The 22,232-nt window shown below is 65.4% G+C and carries 25 protein-coding genes; 15 read left to right on the top strand and 10 right to left on the bottom strand.

Annotation, left to right across the window (positions count from 1 at the left end; translation table 11 throughout):
- Nucleotides 1-180 precede the first annotated feature (180 nt).
- From MELE44368_RS22380 to MELE44368_RS22340, 9 genes are read left to right on the top strand one after another with little or no spacing between them, the layout of a single operon-like run.
- Nucleotides 181-1,353, top strand: coding sequence for a cytochrome P450 (locus tag MELE44368_RS22380; protein ID WP_128110537.1), 1,173 nt, complete (start codon nt 181-183; stop codon nt 1,351-1,353).
- Nucleotides 1,353-2,534, top strand: coding sequence for an acyl-CoA dehydrogenase family protein (locus tag MELE44368_RS22375; protein ID WP_128110502.1), 1,182 nt, complete (start codon nt 1,353-1,355; stop codon nt 2,532-2,534). The genes MELE44368_RS22380 and MELE44368_RS22375 overlap by 1 nt, the downstream gene beginning before the upstream one ends.
- A gap of 14 nt (nt 2,535-2,548) precedes the next feature.
- The gene (locus MELE44368_RS22370) at nt 2,549-3,103 is read left to right on the top strand and encodes an FAS1-like dehydratase domain-containing protein (RefSeq protein ID WP_128110501.1); all 555 of its coding nucleotides are present in this window, start codon (nt 2,549-2,551) and stop codon (nt 3,101-3,103) included.
- Nucleotides 3,104-3,517 carry a Zn-ribbon domain-containing OB-fold protein gene (locus tag MELE44368_RS22365; RefSeq protein WP_128110500.1) on the top strand — a complete coding sequence of 138 codons (414 nt, stop codon included), beginning with the start codon at nt 3,104-3,106 and terminating at the stop codon, nt 3,515-3,517.
- Nucleotides 3,518-3,533: 16 nt separating this feature from the next.
- On the top strand, nt 3,534-4,655 hold the full coding sequence (locus MELE44368_RS22360; protein WP_128110499.1) for an acyl-CoA dehydrogenase family protein: 1,122 nt from the start codon (nt 3,534-3,536) through the stop codon (nt 4,653-4,655).
- Nucleotides 4,652-5,104: a MaoC family dehydratase gene (locus tag MELE44368_RS22355; protein ID WP_128110498.1), complete on the top strand. Its 453-nt coding sequence runs from the start codon at nt 4,652-4,654 to the stop codon at nt 5,102-5,104. The genes MELE44368_RS22360 and MELE44368_RS22355 overlap by 4 nt, the downstream gene beginning before the upstream one ends.
- Nucleotides 5,101-6,267: a lipid-transfer protein gene (locus MELE44368_RS22350; RefSeq protein ID WP_128110497.1), complete on the top strand. Its 1,167-nt coding sequence runs from the start codon at nt 5,101-5,103 to the stop codon at nt 6,265-6,267. Before MELE44368_RS22355 ends, MELE44368_RS22350 begins: the two co-directional genes overlap by 4 nt.
- A gap of 29 nt (nt 6,268-6,296) precedes the next feature.
- Nucleotides 6,297-6,899: a TetR/AcrR family transcriptional regulator gene (locus tag MELE44368_RS22345; protein WP_128110536.1), complete on the top strand. Its 603-nt coding sequence runs from the start codon at nt 6,297-6,299 to the stop codon at nt 6,897-6,899.
- A 58-nt stretch (nt 6,900-6,957) separates the two neighbouring features.
- Nucleotides 6,958-7,554, top strand: a complete 597-nt coding sequence (locus tag MELE44368_RS22340; RefSeq protein ID WP_128110496.1) for a hypothetical protein — start codon at nt 6,958-6,960, stop codon at nt 7,552-7,554.
- An 8-nt stretch (nt 7,555-7,562) separates the two neighbouring features.
- On the opposite strand, the gene MELE44368_RS22335 is transcribed toward MELE44368_RS22340, so the two are convergent.
- The 3 genes from MELE44368_RS22335 to MELE44368_RS22325 form a co-directional block, all read right to left on the bottom strand.
- Nucleotides 7,563-8,783, bottom strand: coding sequence for a cytochrome P450 (locus MELE44368_RS22335; RefSeq protein ID WP_128110535.1), 1,221 nt, complete (start codon nt 8,781-8,783; stop codon nt 7,563-7,565).
- A gap of 5 nt (nt 8,784-8,788) precedes the next feature.
- On the bottom strand, nt 8,789-10,009 hold the full coding sequence (locus MELE44368_RS22330; RefSeq protein WP_128110495.1) for a CaiB/BaiF CoA transferase family protein: 1,221 nt from the start codon (nt 10,007-10,009) through the stop codon (nt 8,789-8,791).
- 73 nt (nt 10,010-10,082) lie between these two features.
- The gene (locus tag MELE44368_RS22325; protein ID WP_128110494.1) at nt 10,083-10,622 is read right to left on the bottom strand and encodes a nuclear transport factor 2 family protein; all 540 of its coding nucleotides are present in this window, start codon (nt 10,620-10,622) and stop codon (nt 10,083-10,085) included.
- Between the two features lie 107 nt (nt 10,623-10,729).
- Between MELE44368_RS22325 and MELE44368_RS22320 the strand changes: the two genes are divergently transcribed.
- Nucleotides 10,730-12,340 (top strand): class I adenylate-forming enzyme family protein, encoded by a 1,611-nt coding sequence (locus MELE44368_RS22320; RefSeq protein ID WP_128110493.1) that lies wholly within the window; start codon nt 10,730-10,732, stop codon nt 12,338-12,340.
- Here MELE44368_RS22320 and MELE44368_RS22315 read toward each other — a convergent pair.
- Genes MELE44368_RS22315 through MELE44368_RS22305 form a run of 3 tightly spaced genes read right to left on the bottom strand, consistent with a single transcriptional unit; the run spans nt 12,329 to nt 15,769 of the window.
- Nucleotides 12,329-13,441 carry a dihydrodipicolinate reductase gene (locus MELE44368_RS22315; protein WP_206613833.1) on the bottom strand — a complete coding sequence of 371 codons (1,113 nt, stop codon included), beginning with the start codon at nt 13,439-13,441 and terminating at the stop codon, nt 12,329-12,331. The two genes, MELE44368_RS22320 and MELE44368_RS22315, sit on opposite strands and share 12 nt — an antisense overlap.
- A gap of 32 nt (nt 13,442-13,473) precedes the next feature.
- Entirely contained in the window at nt 13,474-14,487 is a 1,014-nt protein-coding gene (locus MELE44368_RS22310) for a spirocyclase AveC family protein (RefSeq protein WP_241566729.1), read from the bottom strand.
- A gap of 52 nt (nt 14,488-14,539) precedes the next feature.
- Entirely contained in the window at nt 14,540-15,769 is a 1,230-nt protein-coding gene (locus MELE44368_RS22305; protein WP_128110491.1) for a cytochrome P450, read from the bottom strand.
- 153 nt (nt 15,770-15,922) lie between these two features.
- On the opposite strand from MELE44368_RS22305, the gene MELE44368_RS22300 reads away from it, so the two are divergent.
- From MELE44368_RS22300 to MELE44368_RS22290, 3 genes are read left to right on the top strand one after another with little or no spacing between them, the layout of a single operon-like run.
- Nucleotides 15,923-16,564 carry a fatty-acid--CoA ligase gene (locus tag MELE44368_RS22300; RefSeq protein ID WP_128110490.1) on the top strand — a complete coding sequence of 214 codons (642 nt, stop codon included), beginning with the start codon at nt 15,923-15,925 and terminating at the stop codon, nt 16,562-16,564.
- Nucleotides 16,564-16,758 carry a (2Fe-2S)-binding protein gene (locus MELE44368_RS22295; protein WP_128110489.1) on the top strand — a complete coding sequence of 65 codons (195 nt, stop codon included), beginning with the start codon at nt 16,564-16,566 and terminating at the stop codon, nt 16,756-16,758. Before MELE44368_RS22300 ends, MELE44368_RS22295 begins: the two co-directional genes overlap by 1 nt.
- Before the next feature lie 24 nt (nt 16,759-16,782).
- Entirely contained in the window at nt 16,783-17,586 is an 804-nt protein-coding gene (locus tag MELE44368_RS22290; protein WP_128110488.1) for an SDR family NAD(P)-dependent oxidoreductase, read from the top strand.
- 12 nt (nt 17,587-17,598) lie between these two features.
- Here the strand turns inward: MELE44368_RS22290 and MELE44368_RS22285 are convergent, their stop codons facing one another.
- The 4 genes from MELE44368_RS22285 to MELE44368_RS22275 form a co-directional block, all read right to left on the bottom strand.
- Nucleotides 17,599-18,441 (bottom strand): SDR family oxidoreductase, encoded by an 843-nt coding sequence (locus tag MELE44368_RS22285; RefSeq protein ID WP_128110487.1) that lies wholly within the window; start codon nt 18,439-18,441, stop codon nt 17,599-17,601.
- Nucleotides 18,442-18,469: 28 nt separating this feature from the next.
- The gene (locus tag MELE44368_RS27215) at nt 18,470-18,919 is read right to left on the bottom strand and encodes a hypothetical protein (protein ID WP_241566728.1); all 450 of its coding nucleotides are present in this window, start codon (nt 18,917-18,919) and stop codon (nt 18,470-18,472) included.
- Nucleotides 18,920-19,243: 324 nt separating this feature from the next.
- Entirely contained in the window at nt 19,244-19,429 is a 186-nt protein-coding gene (locus MELE44368_RS27210) for a hypothetical protein (protein ID WP_241566727.1), read from the bottom strand.
- Nucleotides 19,430-19,495: 66 nt separating this feature from the next.
- Nucleotides 19,496-20,644 carry an ABC transporter substrate-binding protein gene (locus tag MELE44368_RS22275; RefSeq protein ID WP_128110486.1) on the bottom strand — a complete coding sequence of 383 codons (1,149 nt, stop codon included), beginning with the start codon at nt 20,642-20,644 and terminating at the stop codon, nt 19,496-19,498.
- A 40-nt stretch (nt 20,645-20,684) separates the two neighbouring features.
- Here MELE44368_RS22275 and MELE44368_RS22270 point away from each other — a divergent pair, with 40 nt between their 5' ends.
- Both MELE44368_RS22270 and MELE44368_RS22265 read left to right on the top strand, forming a co-directional pair.
- Nucleotides 20,685-21,317 (top strand): TetR/AcrR family transcriptional regulator, encoded by a 633-nt coding sequence (locus tag MELE44368_RS22270; protein ID WP_046750564.1) that lies wholly within the window; start codon nt 20,685-20,687, stop codon nt 21,315-21,317.
- 118 nt (nt 21,318-21,435) lie between these two features.
- Nucleotides 21,436-22,224 (top strand): SDR family oxidoreductase, encoded by a 789-nt coding sequence (locus MELE44368_RS22265; RefSeq protein ID WP_128110485.1) that lies wholly within the window; start codon nt 21,436-21,438, stop codon nt 22,222-22,224.
- Nucleotides 22,225-22,232: the final 8 nt, after the last annotated feature.

Raw genomic sequence — 22,232 nt, 5'->3', positions numbered from 1 at the left:
ATGGTGGCTCGTCAACGAACACGCTTATTTCCTTGCAGAATGCCGATTGACAGCCGCGTCGCCCGTAGAGTAGACACAGAACCGCCGGACATTGCAGCGCAATGTGTCCGATGTCCGATTCGTCGAGGAGAGCCCGCGGTGCCCACAGAATCCACGTCCCGACCCACCTCCGCCCACCCGCTGCACTCCCCGGACTTCTACGCGGGCGACCCGTATCCGGCTTATCGCGAACTGCGCAACAGCACGCCGGTGGTGTGGAACGACGTCACCGACTTCTGGGCGTTGACCAAGTACGAGGACGTGCGGTTCGTTTCCGGTCATCCCCTGCTGTTCTCGTCGACACGCGGCATCACCATTCCGGATCCCAGCCAGCCCGAACCCGTCCAGGAAGGCAACCTGATCTTCACGGACCCGCCTCGGCACCGGCAGCTGCGCAAGCTCATCAACGCCGGGTTCACCCGCCGCCAGGTGTCGTTGCTGGAACCCAAGATCCGCAACATCGTCAACGGCATCGTCGGCGGCCTCGACCCCTCCCGGGAGTACGAGTTCGCCGAGGAGATCGCCGCACCCCTACCCACCAGGATGATCGCCGAGATGCTCGGCGCCCCGCCCGAGGACTGGGAGAAGTTCCGCACCTGGTCGGATGCGGCCGTCGGCACCGCGGACCCCGACATCGAGATGGATCACCTCGTCGCACTCGGCGAGCTCTACGCGTACTTCACCGAGCTGATCGACGCCCGACGCTCCGGCAAGGTCTCCGGCCAGGACGATCTGCTGAGCATCCTGGCCGCCGCCGAGGTCGACGGGGAGCGCCTCAGCGACGCTGATCTGCTCAACTTCTCGTTCCTGCTTCTGGTGGCGGGCAACGAGACCACCCGCAACCTCATCGCGCTGGGCACCGTGGCGCTGCTGCAGCATCCCGATCAGTTCGCGCTGCTTCGTTCGGATCCGTCGCTGCTGACGTGTGCGGTCGAGGAGATGTTGCGATTCACCAGCCCGGTGACGCACATGGCGCGCAGGGCCACCGACGACGTCGAAATCCGCGGACAGAAGATCAGGGCCGGTGACACGGTGGTGATGTTGTACGGTTCGGCCAACCGGGACGAGGAGATCTTCGGCCCCACCAGCGAAGAGTTCGACATCACCCGGAACCCCAACCCGCACATCGCTTTCGGCGCCGGTGAACATGCCTGCCTCGGTGCTCAGCTGGCGCGACTGGAGGCCCGGATCATGTTCGAGGTCCTCCTCGGTGCCTACCCGAGCATCGAGCTGACCGGTGACGTGACGCGCCTGCGCGCGACGATGGTGCCGGGCGTCAAACGCATGCCGGTGCGCTTGGGGGCGAGCCGCTGATGGATTTCGACTACACACCCGAACAGGAGCGACTCCGCGAAGAGTTCCGGGAGCGGCTGGCGGCCGTGATGACCCCGGAGCGGCGCGCAGCGGTCGCAGGCCGGATGGAAGGCGGCGACGCGGTCCGGGAGTGCAGGCGGGCGCTGGGCGAGGCCGGCCTGCTGGGCGTCGCGTGGCCGGTGGAGTACGGCGGCCGCGGGCTGACCGCGCTGGAGCAGTACATCTTCAACGAAGAGGCGCGCCGGGTGAACGCGCCGTTGCCGATGATCACGCTCAACACCGTCGGCCCCACCCTGATCCAGTACGGCACCGAGGAGCAGAAGCAGAAGTTCCTGCCCGCGATCCTTCAGGGCACCGTCGACTTCGCGATCGGCTACTCCGAACCCGGCGCGGGCAGCGACCTGGCGTCGTTGCGCACCACTGCGGTCCGCGACGGTGATGAGTTCGTCATCAACGGCTCCAAGATGTTCACCAGCGGCGCGGAATTCGCCGACTACATCTGGCTGGCGGCACGCACCGACCCAGATGCCAAGAAACACAAGGGCATCACGGTGTTCATCGTGCCAACCGACTCGCCGGGCTTCTCCTGGAAGCCGCTGCACACCATGCCCGGTGTGTCGACCTACTACACGTTCTACGACGACGTGCGGGTACCCGAGAGTGCCATCGTGCTCGGCGAGAACCAAGGCTGGAAGCTGGTGACGAACCAGCTGAACCTCGAACGCGCCGCGCTGGGCAATCTCGGCGCGCTCGAGCCGCTGTTCGCCAAGACCCTGGAATGGGCGAGGACCACACCGCTGGACGACGGACGCGTGATCGACCAGCCATGGGTCCAGCAGGCCCTCGCCCGCGTCGAGGCGCAGGTCGCCGCCTACCGGCTGCTCAACCTGCGGGTCAACACGAACATGAGCTCCGGCGCGCTCGGCATGGGAGAGGCCTCCGCGGCAAAGGTTTTCGGCACCGAACTCACCCAGCAGGTGGCCCGCGAGCTGCTCGACGTCGTCGGGCAGGCCGGTACACGTAAGGGTTCCGACGCACCGCTGAGGGGCGAGCTCGAGAGCGCCTACCGGCTGGCCGTCATCAACACCTTCGGGGGCGGTGCGAACGAACTGCAACGCGACATCATCGCCATGGCCGGCCTCGGGATGCCACGGGCACCCCGTGACATCCGAGCGTCCTGAAAGGAATCCCAGCAGTGACCGACACAGCCAGAGACGACCTGCGTGAACGCCTCGACGCGCTCCTCGGCAAGCCCACCGACGGCGTGGGCAAGCCCGTGCACGCGCCTGATCCGGTGAACACGGCGATGATCCGGCACTGGGCGTACGCCATCGGCGACATGAACCCGGCCTACCTCGATCCCGAGTTCGCGGAGAACTCGCGCTACGGCGGGATCGTCTCGCCGCCGGTGATGCTGCAGAGCTGGACGATGCCTCCGCCGAAGCTGGAGGGCATTCACGAGCGCGGCGGCGTGCCGATCGAGATGAAGGGCGAGAATCCCCTGCAGTTCCTCTCCGATGCGGGCTACACCGGCATCATCGCGACCAACTCCGAGTTCGAGATCGAGCGGTACCCCCGCGTCGGCGACCAGATCACCTCCGAGACGGTCTTCGAATCGATCTCGGATGAGAAGAAGACGGCCATGGGCAACGGTTTCTTCGTCACGTGGGTCACCACCTACCGCGATCAGGACGGCGAGGTCCTAGGGCGCCAATGGTTCCGGACCCTGCGATTCAAGACGGGAAACTGAATGGCCAGCAGACTCGCCCCCTCGATCAGCCCGGACACGGAATTCTTCTGGTCGGGACTCAAAGAGCACGAGCTACGTATCCAGCGCTGCACGGACTGCAAGACGTTGCGGGTACCGCCCCGGCCGATGTGCGGCGGCTGCCAGTCGCTGAACTGGGACTACGTGGTGTCCAGCGGGCGCGGCACGGTCTACAGCTTCGTGATGCCGAAGTACCCGCCGCTGCCGTTCCTCGAATACCCCTATGTCGTCGCGCTCATCGAGCTCGACGAGGGGGTGCGCATCGTGTCGAACCTCTGCGACATCGAACCCGGGGCGATCGAGGTCGGAATGGCCGTGGAGGTCTTCTATGAGACCTTCGAGGCCCTGCCGAGCGGGGACGAGCTGGTGTTGCATCAGTTCCGGCCGGCCCGCTGAGTGAAGGGAACAGTCAATGGATTTCACCTTCACCGATGAGCAGGAGGCCGTCGCCAAGGTGGCCCGCCAGCTGTTCGAGCACCGTGCCACGCCGGAGCATCTGACCGAGCTCGAGGCGGGCGAGATCCGCTACGACGCCGCGCTGTGGGCCGAGCTGGCGGCGGCCGACCTGCTGGGGATCGCGCTGCCCGAGTCCGTCGGCGGCACCGGCGGCGGGTTTCTGGAGCTGGGCGTGCTGCTCAGCGAGGTCGGGTACAGCGTCGCGCCGGTTCCGGTGTACGCGACGCTGGCCCTCGGCGCGGAAGCGATTGCCCGGCACGGTGATTCCGATCTGCAACAACGCTATCTGCCCGGGGTGGTCGACGGCAGCACCCTGTTGACCGCGGCCCTGGCCGAACCGGGAAACTCCGATCCGGCCGCACCGCGCACCGCCGCACGATCCGACGGTGACGTCTGGCGGCTGACCGGCACCAAAGAGTTGGTGCCGGCCGCCCAACTCGCCGCGGCGATCGTCGTCTCGGCCAGAACCGAGGACGGGCCGGGGTTGTTCGTCGTCGAAACCGGTGACGGGGTGCGGGTGACGCCTGTGACGACGACCAACGGCGAACCGTTCGCCGACATCGAGTTGACGGACGCCGTCGGGCGGCGGCTCAGCGAAAACGCCGAAGGCGACATCGGCGCTGGCATCGTCAAAGCGCAGTACACCAGAGCCCTGGTCGGTCTGTGCGCGATGCAGATCGGCGTGACCGAGCGGGCGCTGAAACTGGCCGCCTCCTACACCAGCGAGCGCGAACAGTTCGGGCGTCCCATCGGATCGTTTCAGGCCGTCCAACAACGTCTGGCCGACGCATTCATCGACACCGAGGCGATCCGCTGGACCACCTGGTACGCGGCATGGTTGGTCGCCAAAGGACGCCCCGCCGAGCGGGAAGCGGCGATCGCCAAGTTCTGGGCCGCCGAAGCCGGGGCGCGGGTGACCGCGTCAGCCCAGCAGGTGCACGGCGGCATGGGCATCGACGTGACCTACCCCTTGTCCCGATACTTCCTGTGGGCCAAGCAGATTGAACTTGCGCTCGGATCCGCCTCCCAGCAGTTGGCCCGGCTCGGCAGAACATTCGCGGAAGGACTGACCCCATGACCTCCACTCTCAACCGCACCACCACGCTGGCGTGGAAGGACATCAGCGTCGGCGACGAGGTGACACCGATGGAAATACCCGTCACCACCACGCTGATCGTGGCCGGCGCCATCGCTTCCCGCGACTACATGCCGGTGCACCACGACCGCGACTTCGCCAACTCCCAAGGGTCCAAGGATATTTTCCTCAACATCCTCACGACGAACGGGCTGTGTGTGAGGTTTCTGCACGACTGGGCCGGACCTGAGGCGATGGTCAAGAAGCTGTCCATCCGACTCGGGGTGCCCGCCTATCCGAACGACCCGCTGCGGTTCGAGGGCAGCGTCACAGGAAAGTCGTCGGCCAACGGCGAAGGTTCCGTCGAGGTCGCCTTCAAGGGCACCAACAGCCTCGGCGATCACGTCACCGGCACCGCGGTGCTCAGCCTGCTCGAGGGAGTCGAGGCGTGACGGGCATCGGCGGTAAGGCCGCGCTCGTCGGCATCGGCCAGACCGAGTTCTCCAAGGAATCGGGCCGGACCGAGATGCAACTCGCTTGCGAGGCAGTCAAAGCCGCGATCGACGACGCTGGGCTGAGCCCGAAGGACATCGACGGCATGGTGACCTTCACCGTCGACGAGAACGAGGAGATCGAGGTCGCCCGCAACGTCGGCATCGAGAACCTCACGTTCTTCACCCGCGTTCCGCACGGCGGCGGGGCCGCCGCGGGCACCGTGATGCAGGCCGCCATGGCGATCGCCACCGGTGCCGCCGAAGCGGTCGTCTGCTACCGGGCCTTCAACGAGCGCTCCGGGTTCCGATTCGGCGGCGCCGGCCGCCAACCCGGCGTGACCCCGCTGTGGATGGCGCCGTATGCCCCATTCGGATTCATGACGCCCGCGGCCTGGGTCGCCCTGCACGCCCAGCGTTACATGACCACCTACGGGGTCACCAACGCAGACTTCGGCAAGATCTCGGTCATCGACCGCAAGCACGCGGCCAACAACCCCGATGCCTGGTTCTACCAGAAGCCGATCACCCTCGAACAGCACCAGGAGTCCCGCTGGATCATCGAGCCGGTGTTGCGGCTGCTCGACTGCTGCCAGGAGAGCGACGGCGGGGTGGCGATGGTGGTGACCAGCGTCGAGCGCGCGCGTGATCTCGCCAAGCCACCTGCCGTGATCACGGCCGCGGCTCAGGGCGCGGCATACGACGGCGAGGTGATGACGAGTTACTACCGCGACGACATCACCGGCCTGCCCGAAATGGGGGTGGTCGGCGACAAGCTGTGGCGCGACTCCGGATTGAAACCGGACGACATCTCGACCGCATTCCTCTACGACCATTTCACCCCGTTCGTGTTCACCCAGCTCGAGGAGCTCGGATTCTGCGGTCGAGGCGAGGCCAAGGACTTCGTGTCGGTCGACGAGCTCTCGCTGGGCGGCCGAATGCCGATCAACACCAATGGCGGTCTGCTGGGCGAGGCCTACATCCACGGGATGAACGGCATCACCGAAGGCGTCCGGCAGATCCGCGGCACCTCGTACAACCAGGTCGACGATGTCGAACATGTGCTGGTGACCTCGGGTACCGGCGTCCCGACCAGCGGCCTCATCCTCGCACCGGACCGCTGAGCGGTTAATGTCGTGCGGTGGCGTCTGACATGACTCAGTCGGTGGCGGTCGACACCCGAGATGCCATCATCTCGGCGGCCTTCGCCTGCTTCCGGACCCGCGGGCTGGCCAAGACGACCATCGTCGACATCGCCCGGGCGGCCGGGGTGTCGCGCAGCACGTTCTACGAGTACTTCCGGGACAAGGAGACGATCGTCGAGGCCTGCGCCGAGGCGGCGTCGCAGCGGTTCTACCGCAACATGGCCAAGGCCATCGACCGGCACGGTGGCAGCACGCTGGAAGGCCGCCTGGTGCGCGCCGCGGTCTTCGTCACCCAGGCACGTCGGGTCGTCGAGCCAGAGGCGTACTTCGATCCGGAGGAGGTGAACCTCATGATGACGAAGAACGCGGCCACCCTGCTCAAGGACTGCGCCGACTTCCTGGCGCCCTATGTAGCGGCGGCCAGGCTCACCGGAGAAGTCCGCGCCGACCTGGACGTGCCCTCGGCGACAGAGTGGTTTGCCCGAATGTTGTTCTCGCTGTTCACCACTCCGTCTCCAACCATCGACATGCGCGACGACGACGCCGTAGCCGACTTCGTACGGGCCTATGTGGTGAACGGATTCGTCGACGGCAATACCCGGCGACGCTAACCGCGGCGAGCCTCGACGTGGTCACGCGTGGTCCTGCGAATATGACTATTCTCACATATTGAATATCCTGATTTTCAGGACACTCGAGGAGGTTCCGGTGAAACCGACTGCGGCATCGGCGGCGCAGACCTCGCGGCAGATCCGGAGCCGGCGGGACCGGAGCCGCGCGGCACCGCCCAAGCTGCTGGTGCTGGCGCCTGATACGGCGGATGTGGTGTCGGCAGCCGGTGGGCTCGTCGCCGACGCGCTGCGAGTCGGGTGGCGCGTCGAGGTCTATCTGGAAACCATTGGCGATACGCGAGCGTTGCAGATCCTCGGCGTCGAGGCTCACATCCTGCCGCAGAGTTTCGATTTCGGGCCGGAATGGCCCGCCGCGATCGCGTTCGCCGCAGTGATGTACGAGCGGCCTCAGGGGGTGCGCCGCGCCGTCAACGACGCCACCCGACGGCACGGCGTCGACGTCGCCGCGTGGGGCGGAAGTTGGCCCTCCGCACCGGCTTCGGCATCCGACGTCCAACATCGCCTCAGCTCTGCCGCGCGGGCGTTCAAGTACCACGCGATGAAGGCGATCGGCACGGCGGCAACATCATCCGTTGAAGCGTTCCACGGAAACTTCCGTTCCCTTACCGCGGCTCTCTCGGCCCTGCCGAGTTGACGGCCGCCTCAGGACCTGCTGCGCACCGGGACGTTCGCATAACCGCAGACGTTCGACATCGCCACGCGCCGCAAACCGTCCCGGTCGACCTCGTACTCTGGAATGAGGTCGAGCAGCGCGTTGAGCGCGATACGGCTTTCCATCCGCGCCAAGGCGGCTCCCAGGCAACTGTGCACGCCATAGCCGAACGCGAGATTGAAGCCCATCTTGCGTTCCCGGTCGATGTCCAACCGGTCGGGGTCGTCGAACATCCGCTCGTCGCGAAGCGCCGAGCCCGTGACGAGCAACACGGCCGCATCTTTCGGGATGGTGGTGCCGTAGTAGGTGACGTCTCGCGTCGCGGTCCGGACCTGATACTGCGACGGCGCCTCGTACCGAAGTAGTTCCTCGATGGCGGCCGGGATCTTGCTTCGGTCGTCGCGGAGCTTTCGCCACTGGTCGGGGAAGTCGGCGAACGCGACCATCGCGTTGCCGATCAGTTTGGTGACCGTTTCGGCGCCCGCGCCGCCGAGCATCGTCGCAAAGCCCGTGATGTCGACGTCGGTGAGCTTTTCCACCACACCGTCGCGTTCGATCTCGGTCTCGATAAGACGGCTGATCATGTCATCCCGGGGCGCTGCCCTGCGCTGCTGTACGAGGTCGTAATAATAGAGGCCGGTGTTCATGGAGGCCTCGTATCCCTCTCTGGGGACCGCTATTTCACCGGGGCGACGCTCGAGCAGAAGGTCCAGCCAGTGCCGGATCTGGTCGCGATCCTCCTCGGGCACTCCGAGCATGGTCGTGATGACCTCGTTCGGGAACAGCGCGGAGAAATCCGCGACGACGTCGAAACTCTTCGGGTTGAGCGCCTCGATGCGCTCGTAGACCTTGTCGCGCACCATGTCTTCCAGCGCCGCGATCGCACGCGGGGTGAAGACGTTGCTCACCAGCCGGCGCATCTTCTGGTGCTCCGGCGGGTCCATCGAGATGATCACCTTCGGCACAGGAATCGCGTCGTCGTGCGCCTTGACCATGTCCAGCGTCGCGCCCTTGGCCGAAGAGAAGGTCTCGTGATCCTTCGTCGCGGGGGTCACGTCCTCGTAGCGCGTCAGCGCCCAGAAGTCCCACTTCGCGTTGTAGTAGACGGGGGCCTCGTCTCGCAGACGCCGGTAGGTGTCATATGCGCCGTCGAAGAAGTCCTGTGAGAACGGGTCGAATTCGACGGATGCGTTGCCTATTTCCGGTGACATCGCACTCACAGGATCGCCCCCGACTCCTTCAGTTTCTCGATGGTTTCCCAGTCGAGTCCCGCGTCCATCAGGACTTCTTCGGTGTGCTGACCGTGTTCGGGCGCACCCGTGGGCACCACCGAGCGCTCGTCGAACTGGACGGGGTTGGTGGGTATCGAGAACGGAACGCCGTTGACGGTTTCGGTCTGGGCGACATATCCGTTCGCGGTGACCGCGGGGTCCTCACACACTTCCGCCGGTGTCTGCACGATTCCCCACGCACCCGAGAGCGGCGCCAGGATTTCGCGCCATTCGGCGACCGTGCGTTTGGCGAACGCCTCGTCGAGCAGGGCGATCAGGCTCACCCGATTCTCGTACCGCGATGCGGGGTCGGCGAACCGCGGATCATCGATCAACTCGGGCAGGCCGATCACCCGCATCGCCTCCGCGTAGAACTTGTCGAGTTGCAGCATCATCAACTGGACGTAGCGCCCGTCCTTCGTGCGGTACGTGCCCACCAGCGGGTTGGGCGCGTCGGCGTGGCCGAACTTGGGAATGGCGCTGCCACCGTGGATTTGGCTCACAGCGACGTCGGGACTGAGGTTCCACGCGGCAAGCCCGAGCAGCGACACGTCGACAACTGACCCCTGACCGGTCGTCGCCTTCTTGTACAGGGCGGCGGCGATGCCGCCCGCGATGGTCATGCCGCCGAGGAGGTCGCCGAACGCCGGCCGGGAGCGGACGAGTTCCTCGGCGTCTTCAGTGAGGACGGTGGCGATACCGCCCCGCGCCCAATAGGACACCCCGTCGTACCCGGGCTTGTTCGCGTCGGGACCTTTGGGGCCGTGCCCGGACCCGCGGACGTACACGATGCTCGGATTTACTTCCCGAATGTCATCGACATCGATGCCGAACTTCTTACGGCGGTCCGGCAGATAACTGGTCAGAAACACGTCGCAGGTCTTGGCCAGCTCGCGGACCACGTCGCGGCCACCCGAAGTGCTCAGGTCCACGCCGATCGACTTCTTACCGCGGTTGGGAATCTCGATCATGTAGTTGACCGCACCACCCCCCTCGTCGACGATGCCCATGGTGACCAGACCGCGCTGGGGATCTCCACCCGCACGTGGCTCGACCTTGATCACCTCGGCGCCCCACTCGGCGAGCACCGCGCCGGACGATGGCACGAATGTCCACGCGGCAACCTCGAGCACACGGACCCCGCTTAGTACGTTGTCGACGCTGATGACGGCCTCCTACAACCGGTAACGAGCATTTACGAATGTGAGAATCGCACTTTCATAGCGGTTTGTAAACGCACTAGGGCCGCCTGGACAGGCGGCCGGGAAGCGCCGGGTCTCCACTTTCCCAGAATGCGCGCCAGGTGGGCATCCGATGGGGCATCGGCGCACGCAGCGGTACATCGGTAGGCCATCGAATGAACTCCGGCCCTGGGCGCTCGGTCACATCGACCGAGTACCAGGGGTGTTCTCGTCGCTTCACGAAATACCAGTTCCCGTCGCGGCGCTCGTAAACGTCGTCGTAGCGCATCGTGATTACAAACCACCCGTCGCCGTCCTCATGCTCGGCACGGCAGTAGATCGAGCCGGTCGCATGGTCGTCGTCGACGAAATCGATTACGTGTCCGCAGATCAGATGGATGCTGCGATAGAACCTGCGGAGCACCTCGTCGTACCAACTTTTCAGCGCCGCTCTGCCCTTGCCGTGCTCACCGGCGTCGACGTCGTCGACGAACAACGCCACCAGGGCGTCGAGATCGCGCGCATCCAGCGCCATGGCGTAGCGGCTGGGCAACTGCGCGATCTCAAGATGGGATTCCAGCCGGTCCGACGACGACATGCGTGCAGTGTAATGGCCGTGCAGGGCTAGCGAGAACAAGTATTCTCGCTTTTCGACAGAGTGGATATCCTGGGTGGGCCACCCCGTCCGAGCGGAGGATTCCAGTCGTGCCTTTCCCGAGCATCACGCCCACGATCCCCGCGCTGGTTCGGTCGTGCGCGGCGAGCTTCGGGGCGAAGCCGTTCCTCATCGCCGACGGGCAGACGCTGACCTATTCCGACCTCGACCTCGAGTCGGCGCGGTTGGCGACGGCGCTGCTGGCCGAGGGCTTCGGCAAGGGCGATCACGTCGGCATACTCATGCCCAACAGCGTCGACTGGGCTGTCACCTGGTTCGCAACGACCCGAATCGGCGCGGTCGCGGTGCCACTGAACACGTTCTACAAGGCTCCGGAGCTGGCGTGGACGGCCCGTCACGCGGACCTGCGGGCGATCATCGCCCGGCCGGAGTTTCGTGGCAACAGCTTTCTCGACCGGCTCGAGGAGGCACTTCCAGGACTCGCGGACCAAGCCATCCCCGGCAGGCTGGTCGTCCGGGGCGCACCATATCTGCGCATGATCGCGGTGCTCGGTGAGGGTGAGCGCCCGTGGACGACGGCGCTTTCGGCCGACCGCGCGACGGGACTCGAGCTCGACTTTCTGGTCGACGTCGAGTCCTGCGTGACGCCGGCCGACGACGTGATGATCATCTACACCTCGGGAAGCACCGGCGACCCGAAAGGCCCGGTGCACACCCACGGCACACTGGTACGCCACTCGTACAACCTGACCTTCGACTACGGCATCACGAACGACACGGTGATGTTCACCTCGATGCCGTTCTTCTGGGTCGGCGGCTTGATCACCGGCATTCACGCCGTGATCCACCACGGCGCAACGCTGGTCACCCAACCGGCGTTCGACGCGGCCGATGCGCTCGAGTTGATCGAGCGGCACCGCGCGACCATCACGCTGGGTTGGCCACAGCAGGGCAAGTCGCTGGCGGAGCATCCGGACTTCGCACGACGCGACCTGAGCTCGGTGCAGCGCACCAGCATGCCCGCGATGGTGCCGCCCGAACGCCGACCGAAAGGTCCGAACGCGCTGGGGATGACCGAACTCTGCGGCAACCACATCGGTGTCGATCCGTATCCTGCCCAGCCGGCCGAGCGCGCGGAGACGGGTGGATATTCGATCGAGGGACTCTCGCATCTGCTGGTCGATCCCGCGACGGGAGACCCCGTGCCCCCCGGCACGGACGGCGAAATCTGGGTGCGCGGCTACTCGCTGATGCAGCGGTTGTACAAGCGCGAACGCGAGGACGTGTTCACCCCGGACGGCTATTACCGCACGGGCGACTGTGGAGTGCAGTACGACGACGGCTGGATCAGGTTCACCGGCCGGTTGGGCGATCTGATCAAGACCGGCGGCGGGACGAACGTCACCCCTGGCGAGGTGGAACAGGCACTGACGGGTTGTGACGGCGTTCTCGAGGCGTACGTCGTCGGCGCCGAGGACGGGCACAACGGCACGATCGTGGCGGCGGCGGTGGTGCCGCGCGGTGAGGCCGAGTTGGACCCCGCGGAGTTGCGGGCGCAGGTGCGCAGCCGCCTCTCGGCATACAAAGTGCCGAAGTTCATCTGGGTCACGCCGAAGGAGAAGCTGCCGTTCACGGCGACGGGCAAGGTCAAGAAGACCGACCTCGCCAAGCAGCTGAGCGGCCTTCTGTCAGACGGGTGACGAACCCGCAGATTGCCGGGTGACGACCGATGGCCCCGACAAGGGCCTGGCGATCACACCTGGCGGCGCGTCGACGACGCTGGGGATGGCGTTCACCGCCGCCAGTGCCGTGGCCGCGACCCCCGGGTTCACCCGGTCGGTCTCCGACTGCTCGAGGTGAAGCTCGAGGTCCATGTTGGGATTTCCTTTGACGCGGAACACCATTCCGCCTTGACCCTCGCGGGCCGGCTTGGGCCAACGATCAGGCCATGGCGTGCTGCTGACTGTCGCGAAGTACTGAACCGCGACGGCAGGGCGGCCACCGACGATCCCGGAGAGCTGCCATCGGTGCGCACAGATCGTGCCCTCGGGAATGACACCGAGTGCGGTGGAGAGATCGGTCGGCGCGAGCAGCGTCTCCCAGTCCAGCTCGATTCCTTCGAGTTCGAAGCCGAGGATGTCGGCGATGTAGGACACCACCGTGCCCCAGTCCTTGTCCACCTTCCCCGACGCGATCCGAACCGGAACATGGCCGTCGGGCTTTCCGAACCCCATCGACTCGTGCAGGACATCCCAGATCGGGTAGGACTTGTCGAGGTCGAGCGCGTATTCGTCCATGCGGTACGAGTCGACGCGGCCGGCTCCTGCCAGCAGCGCCGTGGGAATGTTCAGGCTGATGAACCCCGGCTCACTGCCGGTGGCATAGAACGTCGAGTTGCCTCGTGCTGCAGCGCTTTCCAGCGTGTCGCGCCATTCGGCGGGAGCCGCCGCGGGATAAACCATGGGGATCAGCGAGAACGTCACCACGTTGATGCCGGCGTCGAGATACGCGGCGATGTCTGCGATCGCCTCTTCTTCGCGTCGAACGGCGGTCGCGCAATAAGTCACACAGTCGGGTTTCAACGCGAGAACAGTTGCGAGGTCGTCGGTCGCGGATACGCCGACAGATGGTGCACCGCACAGTTCGCCTGCGTCCAGCCCGGCCTTTTCCGGCGTCGACACCTTCACCCCGACGAGATCGAGCGCTGGATCATTGATCACCGCGCGTAATGCCTCACGGCCGGTGAAACCGGTGCCTGCGTGGACAACTCGGTATCGTCTGCCGAGCCCATCTGTCACCATCTGCTCACTCTCCTCGCACGTGGCCATTGATGTCACCGGTAGAACGGCCCCGGTTTGCCGGCGCCTTCGAGATGCCCGTACGGGTCGTACAGGTTCATCTCGGGATAGGGATTCTGGTCGAATGAGGGCCTCGACAGGCCGGCTTCCCGCAGCCCGGCAAGCACCGCCAACGGCAATGAGAACGACACCAGGCCCACGGCCACCGAGATCAACAGCTGCCGTGTCAGCGTCACCTTCGGGCGGCCTGACCGCGCGGGCAACCACCGCGCGATGCGGTTGATCAGCACCAGGTCGCCGCTCTCATCACGCACACACATCACCGCGACCATCGCGAAGATCACCGAATCGTAGAGCGCCATGATCAGCGGAAAATGGATGTGGCCGATCTGAAGCACAGGCCCGACGGCTTCGGTGTAGAAGAAGATCCCGGCCCGCATCCAGGTGAACTGGATGACGCCGTTGATTGGGATGGCGATGATCGTCGCGCCGATGAACACCCTGATCAGCCTGCGCTCCGCCAGCCAACGCGTGCGCCGCATCAGTGGGTCCAGCAGTAAGTCGTGCAACTTCAGAAATCCCAGCCCGTTGAGCAGATAGTAGGCCGCATAGCCGCCCAGAAATGCCAGGGCGGGTTCGAGATTCGGTGCGATGTTGACATACGGCCATGAAAACGGGAAGTGCAGCATCCGCGGATCGAAGATCGCGAACGTCGCCCAGTTGGCGAGCGGATCCAGCGCCCCGGTGATGAGCCCGGCGAACGCGATGATGACGGCCCAGTGCACCTTGCGTTGGCGCCAGGACAGCCACCCCAGCACGCCGACAAGGCCGATGGCGAGCGGAATCGAACTGAAGGCGACGACGAGCGGCCAGTTGTCGAAGCCGAGGAACGGTGGGTACGGAGCAGGGCCGGGATTCGGATTGGTCCTGGTCGGGTGCCCGTGCAGGCCCGACTGGATGTTCGCGATGGTCACGACCGCGAACACCAGATAGGCGGCGAAAAACAGGCCCCATCCGACCCTGGCGGGCCACGGCGAGAACTGGGTCACGGTGGATGATTCGATGCCGGATCTTGAGCCGCGCTCAACGGTATTCGCCATGTCACACGCTCACTGGCAGAGTCGACCAACCTCTCACACTGGTGGTGTGCGCACGCTTGGCCGCCGCATAGTCGACTTCCCAGTCCGGCCAACGCGTCAGCACCTCCTCGAGCGCCACGCGCGCTTGCATGCGTGCCAATGCGGCGCCGAGACAGAAGTGAATGCCGCGCCCGAATGACAAGTGGGCGGCCTGCCGATGGATGTCGAACCGGTCCGCATCCGGGTACTGTCGCTCGTCGCGGTTCGCCGAGCCGTTGATAAGCAACATCACCGAGCCCTCAGCGACTGTCTCACCATAGAGTTCGACATCACGAGCGACATAGCGGGCCTGCACAGGCGACGGCGCCTCGTAGCGCAGCACCTCCTCGATCGCCGCGGGGATCAGGCTGAAATCCGCCGCGAGTTCACGGCGCTGGTCCGGATGGTCGGACAACAGTTGTCCGGCGAAGCCGATCAGCCGCGTCGTCGTCTCGTTTCCCGCGCCGACGAGGGTGCCGGTATAGGTCAGCACCTCTCCGCGGGTCAATCGCCTGGTACTGCCGTCAGGTTCCTCGATCTCAGCGTTCACCAGCTCCGTCATCAGGTCGTCTGATGGGTGGTCGTAACGCCAGTCGATGAACTCCTCCAGCATCGAGCCTTGGCGCGTCAGCACGTCGTCGGCCACATCGACGAGTTCGCCGTCTTTGAGTTCGAGAAGCCGGTCGGTGTTCTGCCTGATCGCGATCTGCCTGTCCTCGGGGATACCCAGCAGGTATCCGATGGTGCGCATCGGCATCCACGCGCCGAGGTCGGCGATGAAGTCAAACGTCTCCGCTTTCTCGAGGGGTTCCAGTGCGCGCCGACAGAACTCCCGTGCCAGCGGTTCGATGGCAGCCATGCGCCGCGGCGTGAACACTCCCGACAACAGCCGCCGGTGAAAGTCATGGATCGGCGGGTCCTCGAACAGGATGATGCCCGGCGGTACCTCGACGCCGTTGAGGATGAACTCGATGGTGGTACCCTTGCCCGACCGGTAATCCTCCCAGTTGGCCAATTCGCGGGCGACGTCTGAGTACCTGCTCAACGCGTAGAAACCGTACTTGTCGTTGTGGTACAGCGGCGCTTCGTCACGCAGCCGTTTCCACACGGGGTAAGGATCGTCGTCGATGTCGAAGTCGAACGGGTCGTAATACGGCCCAACCTTCACCCTGTAGGTCACTTCGTGAGAATAGGCTTTATCGGGCTTCGTCATGGCGAGTTTCTTCCGGCCCGCTCTCTGCATGCACGGCCCGGACGCTCGCGATACGGTCGGCTATCGCCGCAACTGCCCATGTGAGAATATGAATTCTCGCATCGCGCGAAGATCGGATGCGCCGGCGTATATCGGTGTCGAAGGAGGCGCAGCATGGCCCCAGCCGCCGTTCGCAGCTTCATCTTCGCTGTCGAGTTCCGAATCGGCGAATCCGAGCGCGTGAGATCGGTACTCGCGCGTCACGAGGAGAGTCTGCGCGACCTCGGTGCGCGATATGCGTTCGTGTACGAGTCGATAGTCGAGGCTGGGAAAGTACTGGTCGTCATCGGTGTCCGCTCCGAACGGCCGCTGCTGGACCTTCTCCGCTCGCCGTACTTCTTCGAATGGTTCGACGCAGTCGGCGTCGAAGACCTTCCTGCCGTCTTCGCAGGCGAAGCCGTGAGACGGTTCGACCTCGGTGAACCGCCGGCGCCGGGCACCGAGGTGGTGGTCGCCGCGGTCACCCGGGTTGAGGATGTCGAGGTCTTCGTGAATCGCGTGCGCGAATCGCTGGCCGATTTCGCCCGGTCGGGCATCCGCCGAACCCTCGTCTACCGGGCCCTCGACACTCCCCGTGAGGTGCTGTTCCTGCACCTGCTTGCGACGGCCCGAAACGCGCTGCAGTGGGTCGCCCATTCCGACATCGCCTCGGAATGGCTCGCATCCGCGGGGGTCGGCGCCTACCCGCCCGTCTTCGTCGGACGGTTCGTCCATGCGATGCGACTGGCCGAGACGGCCGGGACGGACTTGCACTGATGTATGTCTGCCTGTGTCTCGGCGTCACGGTCGAGACGGTCTCCGATGCCGTCGCCGCCGGCGCCTGCACTTCACGACAGGTGTCCACCGCATGCGGCGCCGGTTCGGATTGCGGCAGGTGTCGGCGCACGATCCGCTCGATCATCGACTCCGCTGCAGAGACAACGGAATCAGGCAGTCAAAGCAGGGTTTGAGCGGCCGATAGAAGGGACCGATCAATGGATTTGGGCTTCGAAGGTGCGACGGCCGTCGTCACCGGTGGCAGTAAGGGCATGGGGCTGGCGATCGCCGAAACGCTTGGCGCCGAAGGGGCATCGGTGGCGATCATGGCGCGTGGACAGCGCGGCCTGGATGCCGCGGCCGAACGGATCCGTGAAACCGGCGCACCCGAGGTGCTTGCACTGACCGTCGACATGGCCGACGCCGGCTCGATCGCGGCAGGGTACAGCGCGGTCGGTGAAGCGTGGAAACACCTGAACGTGTTGGTGCACACGGTGGGACCCGACGCGGGTGCCTTCGAAGATCTCGACGACGACGACTGGCACGCCGCCTTCGACCTGGGCACCATGTCCGCGGTTCGATCCGTGCGCGCAGCACTCCCGATGCTGCGTGCCGCCGACTGGGCTCGAATCGTCACCCTGTCCGCGCACTCGATTCAGCGCCAGAGCCCGCGACTTGTCGCCTACACCGCAACGAAAGCGGCGTTGTCGAGCTTCACCAAGAATCTGTCGAAGAGCCTTGGACCAGAGGGCATTCTGGTGAACTGCGTATGCCCGGGCACCATTGTGACCGCGAGTTTCACCGAGATTCTCAGGGACGTGCTCGGCGCCGACGGACTGAACTCCGCGGATCCGCACGATGTGATGACGTGGGTGGAGCGCACCTACGGTCACCCCTGTGACCTCGGCCGGGCCGGGCTGCCCGAGGAGATCGCCTCGGCGACTGCGTATCTGGCGTCACGCCGGAACGGCTACGTCACCGGAGCCACCGTCAATGTCGACGGCGGTTCGGACTTCATCTGAGCCCTGGCTCGCTCAGCTGTTCTTCGACATCTCCGCGGCGGCCGTGTCGGCCCACTGCGCCTGGTGCCGGCCCATCGTCATGGCGCCGTTCCAGCCGCCGTCGGTCCACAGCACCTCACCGCCGACATAACTGAAGCGCGGGCTCCCGAGGCAGACCAGGGGCCAGGCCTGCTCCTCCGGCGTCGAATACCGCCCGATCGGTCCGACCGCCTGATCGACGGTGTCCTTACCCATCAGGTCCTGGAAGGCCGGCATCATCGCGGTCTCGGTGGGTCCCGGATTGATGCAGTTGATCCGGATACCGCGGCGACCGAGTTCGGGGTACCACCAACCCACCCACACGTCGATGATGTACTTCGAATACGCGTAGCCGCTCCACGACCACAACTTCTCGTTGGCCGACAACCACTCGACAGCCGCCTCGAACCCCTTGGTCTCGAGCAACCCGGTGATGACCTTGATGTGGTCCTGCCACCCGATTGCGGCCGACGACGAGATGACGCTGATCGCCGACCCGTCGGGCATTTTCGGTACGAGGCACTCGGCCAGGTGACGTGCTCCGACGAAGTTGACCAGGATCGTGTCCCACTCGCTGAACGGCGGACCGGGAAGCCCCGCACAGCTGAAGAGCCCGTCAACCGGGCCGTCGATGGCCGCCGCGACCTCTTCGATGCTCGACTGGTCACGCAGATCGACCTGCAGCGCACGCGCGACGGGAACGGTCGTGGGTTTGATGTCGAGGGCGGTGACCGTCGCGCCGAGATCGACGAGGATCTGTGCGGTGGCCTGCCCCATGCCGGACGCCGAGCCCGTCACCACAACCGACTTGCCCCGATACCCCAGCACATCCTCCATGACACGCTCCTGTCGAGAACTTCATTTATCAGATATGAGAACCCACGTTACCGGCGCGGTTCGTCCAGTGCGCGACAAACGGCGCAACAGTGGACAGGTCGTACAGCCCGCGTTCGGCGGCAACTACGGTGGGTATCGCATTGATCGCGTGCATCGTGGTGGCCAGGCAGCCCTGTTCGGCGTGATCTTCGCCGGCGGAGCCGATTTCGAGATGGACCCGCATGTTCGGCTCACCTTCGAAGGTGACCTCGTAGCCGATCTCGGTCGGCCAGTCCGGAGCCAGATCGTCGGCCATGCTGGTGAGATGCTCGACGGACATCGTGGTCTCGCCGCAGTCGACCACTACACCGAATCGCATCGCACCGACAGTGCCCGCCGGGATGTCGCCCGCGGCGACGGTCAGGGCGCGCGGTGTCGTCGCGACCTCGCGGAACCCCTGCACCGATTGGATCTCGAGTCCGAGTGCCTGAGCGAGCACTGTCGCGCTGCCGATCCATGCGCCGGCCGCGTAGTCCGGGTTGGCCAGCAGCGGCGTGGTGTCCTCGGGTGCGTGCCCGAAGCCCGGCGTTGAAGATCAGGTCGTGGCTTGCATATGTCGAGTAGTTGAGCACCTCGCGAACGTTGATCCTGCTCGTCCGCTGAGTCAATCGCGACAGAACGGGCGCGATCGACTCCGCCACGAAACCCGGATACAGCCCCAGCCCGAGAAACGACGATTGCCCTGCCTTGCAGGCGCTCTCGATGTTCTCTGCAAGCGATTCATGCAGTGAGCGTGGATGGATGAACCTGCTGCCGGTGGCGATCACGTTCTTTCCGGACGCGAGTAGATCGTAGACGCCCCCACGCCGCACAGCGCACCGGCATCGACTCCGGCTTTCGCGGGGTCGTAGACACGCACCCCGACGAGCGTGAGGTCGGGTCGGCCGAGAACGTGCCGCAGCGACATCATTCCGGTGACACCGGTGGCCCACTGAATCACACGAGTCATCCCGACACTCCCTCAATCTGGACGGATCGGCTGCGGTTCAACCATCACGTTTCCCGTCGGAGGTCGCTAGCGGACGGCACCCGCACCGACCGCGCGTGCGATGTTGTCACTCGGCGCCGCGTGGAATACGTGCCGGCTTCCGTCCGGCAGTATCCGACGCGCGATCAGGTAATCGGAGCCCAGCCAGCCCTGCCTGATATAGCGACCGAACCGCAAGAACGTTCCCGGCGCTCCGCTGGCCGACGGCACGAGCTTCACCTGCTCGATACCCTCCTTCACGCCCTCGCCGGTCAACGGACGCGCCGCCGCCAAACCTCGAGCGATCACGGTTGCGACGTCGTGGCACAGGCCCGGCATCGAATGCGTAGGACGACGGCCGTAGCGCGCCTCGAACCGGTCGAGGAAGGCCTGGCCGACGACGTTGCGTTCGTCGTAGCTGTCCAAGCCGGTCCAGCCGCGCAACTGCCGCATCCACTCGGCGTTGATGTGCGCCATCTCGAAGGCGGTGGTGGTGTAGCGCGGCGGATCCCAGCCCGCGGCCTCCAGCGCATCCGAAAAGCCCCACAGTCCGTGACCGAAACCCACGTGCACGAGGGCGTCGGGGTCGGCGGCGCGAAGTTCGGCGACGACCGCTGCCTTGTCGGCTTCGACCTGGGGGATGGCAGCCGTGGTCACGATCTTCAAACCCGCGGCGGAGTACGCCTTTTCGGCAAACGCGAGGTACTCCTTGCCGATCAGCGACGCCTCGTAGGCGATCGCGATGCGCGACCGGCCGTCACCGAGCATCACCGCGGCGAGCATCACCGGCTCCTCGGGCATCGACCCGTTGTTGAGTGCGAACGTCCACTCGCCGAGCGCCCCCTCCGACCCCGACAGGATGATGTTCGGAACCTTGGCCACCCGGTCGGCGTGCGCGGTCAGCGGCACCGCGTTGTCTGACACGTAAGGGCCGAAGATGGCCAGGCAGCCTTCGGCCACCAGCTCGTCATACCCGCGTTCGACGGCGTGGTAGGTGCCGTTCGGCAGGCCGATGACGTCGCGCCTGACCACCTCGATCGGCCGGTCGACCACCCCTGCCGCGACCGCTTCATCGAAAACCAACCGCAGCGTGTCCAGCGTGTCGTCGTCGGTGCCGGACCTGGTCGGATAGTCGTTGAGCAGGCCGACTTTCAGCGGGGCAACCGAGCCGTACGCGCGAACACCTTCGTCTGCCATTCCAGCAACATACAATATGCAGGTTGCTACCATGCTCGCCATGGCCAAGCGCGGCGGAACAGACTCCGAACGACGGGCGCGCGGAGACCAGACCCGCCGCGACCTCATCGACGCGGGTCGCACGCTGTTCGTCGAGAAGGGCTTCTTCAACACCAGCATCGGCGACTTGGTCACGACCTCCGGCGTCGGTACCCGCGGTGCCTTCTACCACCATTTCAAGGACAAGGCCGAGCTTTTCCGCGCGGTGTTCGAGGAGGTCGAACGCGACCTCACATTGCGGTCGCTCGCGTCCCCGCCACCGGGTGCCGACTCGTGGGAACGGCTCTGCGCCGGCCTGCACGGCTTCCTCGAGTCAGCGCTCGAACCCGAAGTGCAGCGCATCATGCTGGTCGACGGCCCTGTCGTACTGGGCTGGCGGACACTGCGCGCGATCCAGGAAGAAAACAGCATCGCGCTGATCGACGAGATGGTGCGCAATGCCATCGCCGAAGGCAACATCGACGACCTGCCCGTTGCCGAGTTGACGCACATGCTGGTCGCGTCGCTGGAGGAGGGCGCGCTTCTGGTGGCACATGCCAAGAGTCCGGGGCGGGCCCGCGCCCGCGCGGCGCGGATACTCGACCGGCTCCTGCTGAGCTTCGCGACCGAGCCCCGCGACGTCGTACGGAAGTAGGGCTGAGTTTCATGAGCGATGACCACTGCCCTCAGCCGGAAATGTGCATTTCCATTATTGATTATGGTTCTTCTACCGGACTGATAATGTTTCTTCACCCCGCTCGCAAGGAGATCTGATGTCAGACGCGCCACCACTGCGCGTTGCCGTAGTCGGGGCGTCCGCCGGTCTGGGTCGTTGCATCGGCATCGGGCTGGCGCAGAAGGGCGCCAAGGTCGCCTTCCTCGCGCGACGCCGTGACCGCCTCGAGAAGGCAGCCGAGGAGGCGGGCAACGGGTCGGCGGCGGTTGCGTGCGACGTCACCGACGGCGCCGCCTGCCAGAGCGCCATGGAGACCGTCGTCGAGAACTTCGGCGGTCTGGACGCACTCGTCTACACCACCGGTGTCGGCGTCCTCGCCCCGCTGACCCAGGTGACCGCCGAGCAATGGGCGAACCTGTTCGCCACCAATGTCACCGGCGCATCGCTCATCACCGCAGCGGCTGCACCGCACCTCGCGGCCGCCGCCGGTTCGGCGGTGTACTTGTCGTCGCTGAGCGCGTCATACTCGGCTCCGTGGCCGCTCCTCGGAGCGTATGCCGTGTCCAAGGCCGCCCTGGACAAGCTGGTCGAGGCCTGGCGCATCGAACATCCGAACATCGGGTTCACCCGCCTGGCCGTCGGCGACTGCTTCGGCGGTGAAGGGGACTCGCAGACCGAGTTCAACAAGGCGTGGGACCCCGAGGCGCTGGAGAACGCCATCCGGTTCTGGATGGAGAACGGCTACATGCAAGGCGGTCTTGTCGAGGCCGACCACCTCGTCGACGTCGTCGACTCCGTACTTCGTTGCGGCAACAGCAGTTTCATCCCCAACCTGACCCTGGCTCCGCGGCCCTCTGGTGCGGTGGCCGAACTTCGGCAGTGGTGAAGGACTTT

The organism is Mycolicibacterium elephantis DSM 44368 (genome assembly GCF_004014805.1).
In the GTDB taxonomy this organism is placed as follows: domain Bacteria; phylum Actinomycetota; class Actinomycetes; order Mycobacteriales; family Mycobacteriaceae; genus Mycobacterium; species Mycobacterium elephantis.
This window is presented reverse-complemented; position numbering and strand designations above follow the sequence as displayed.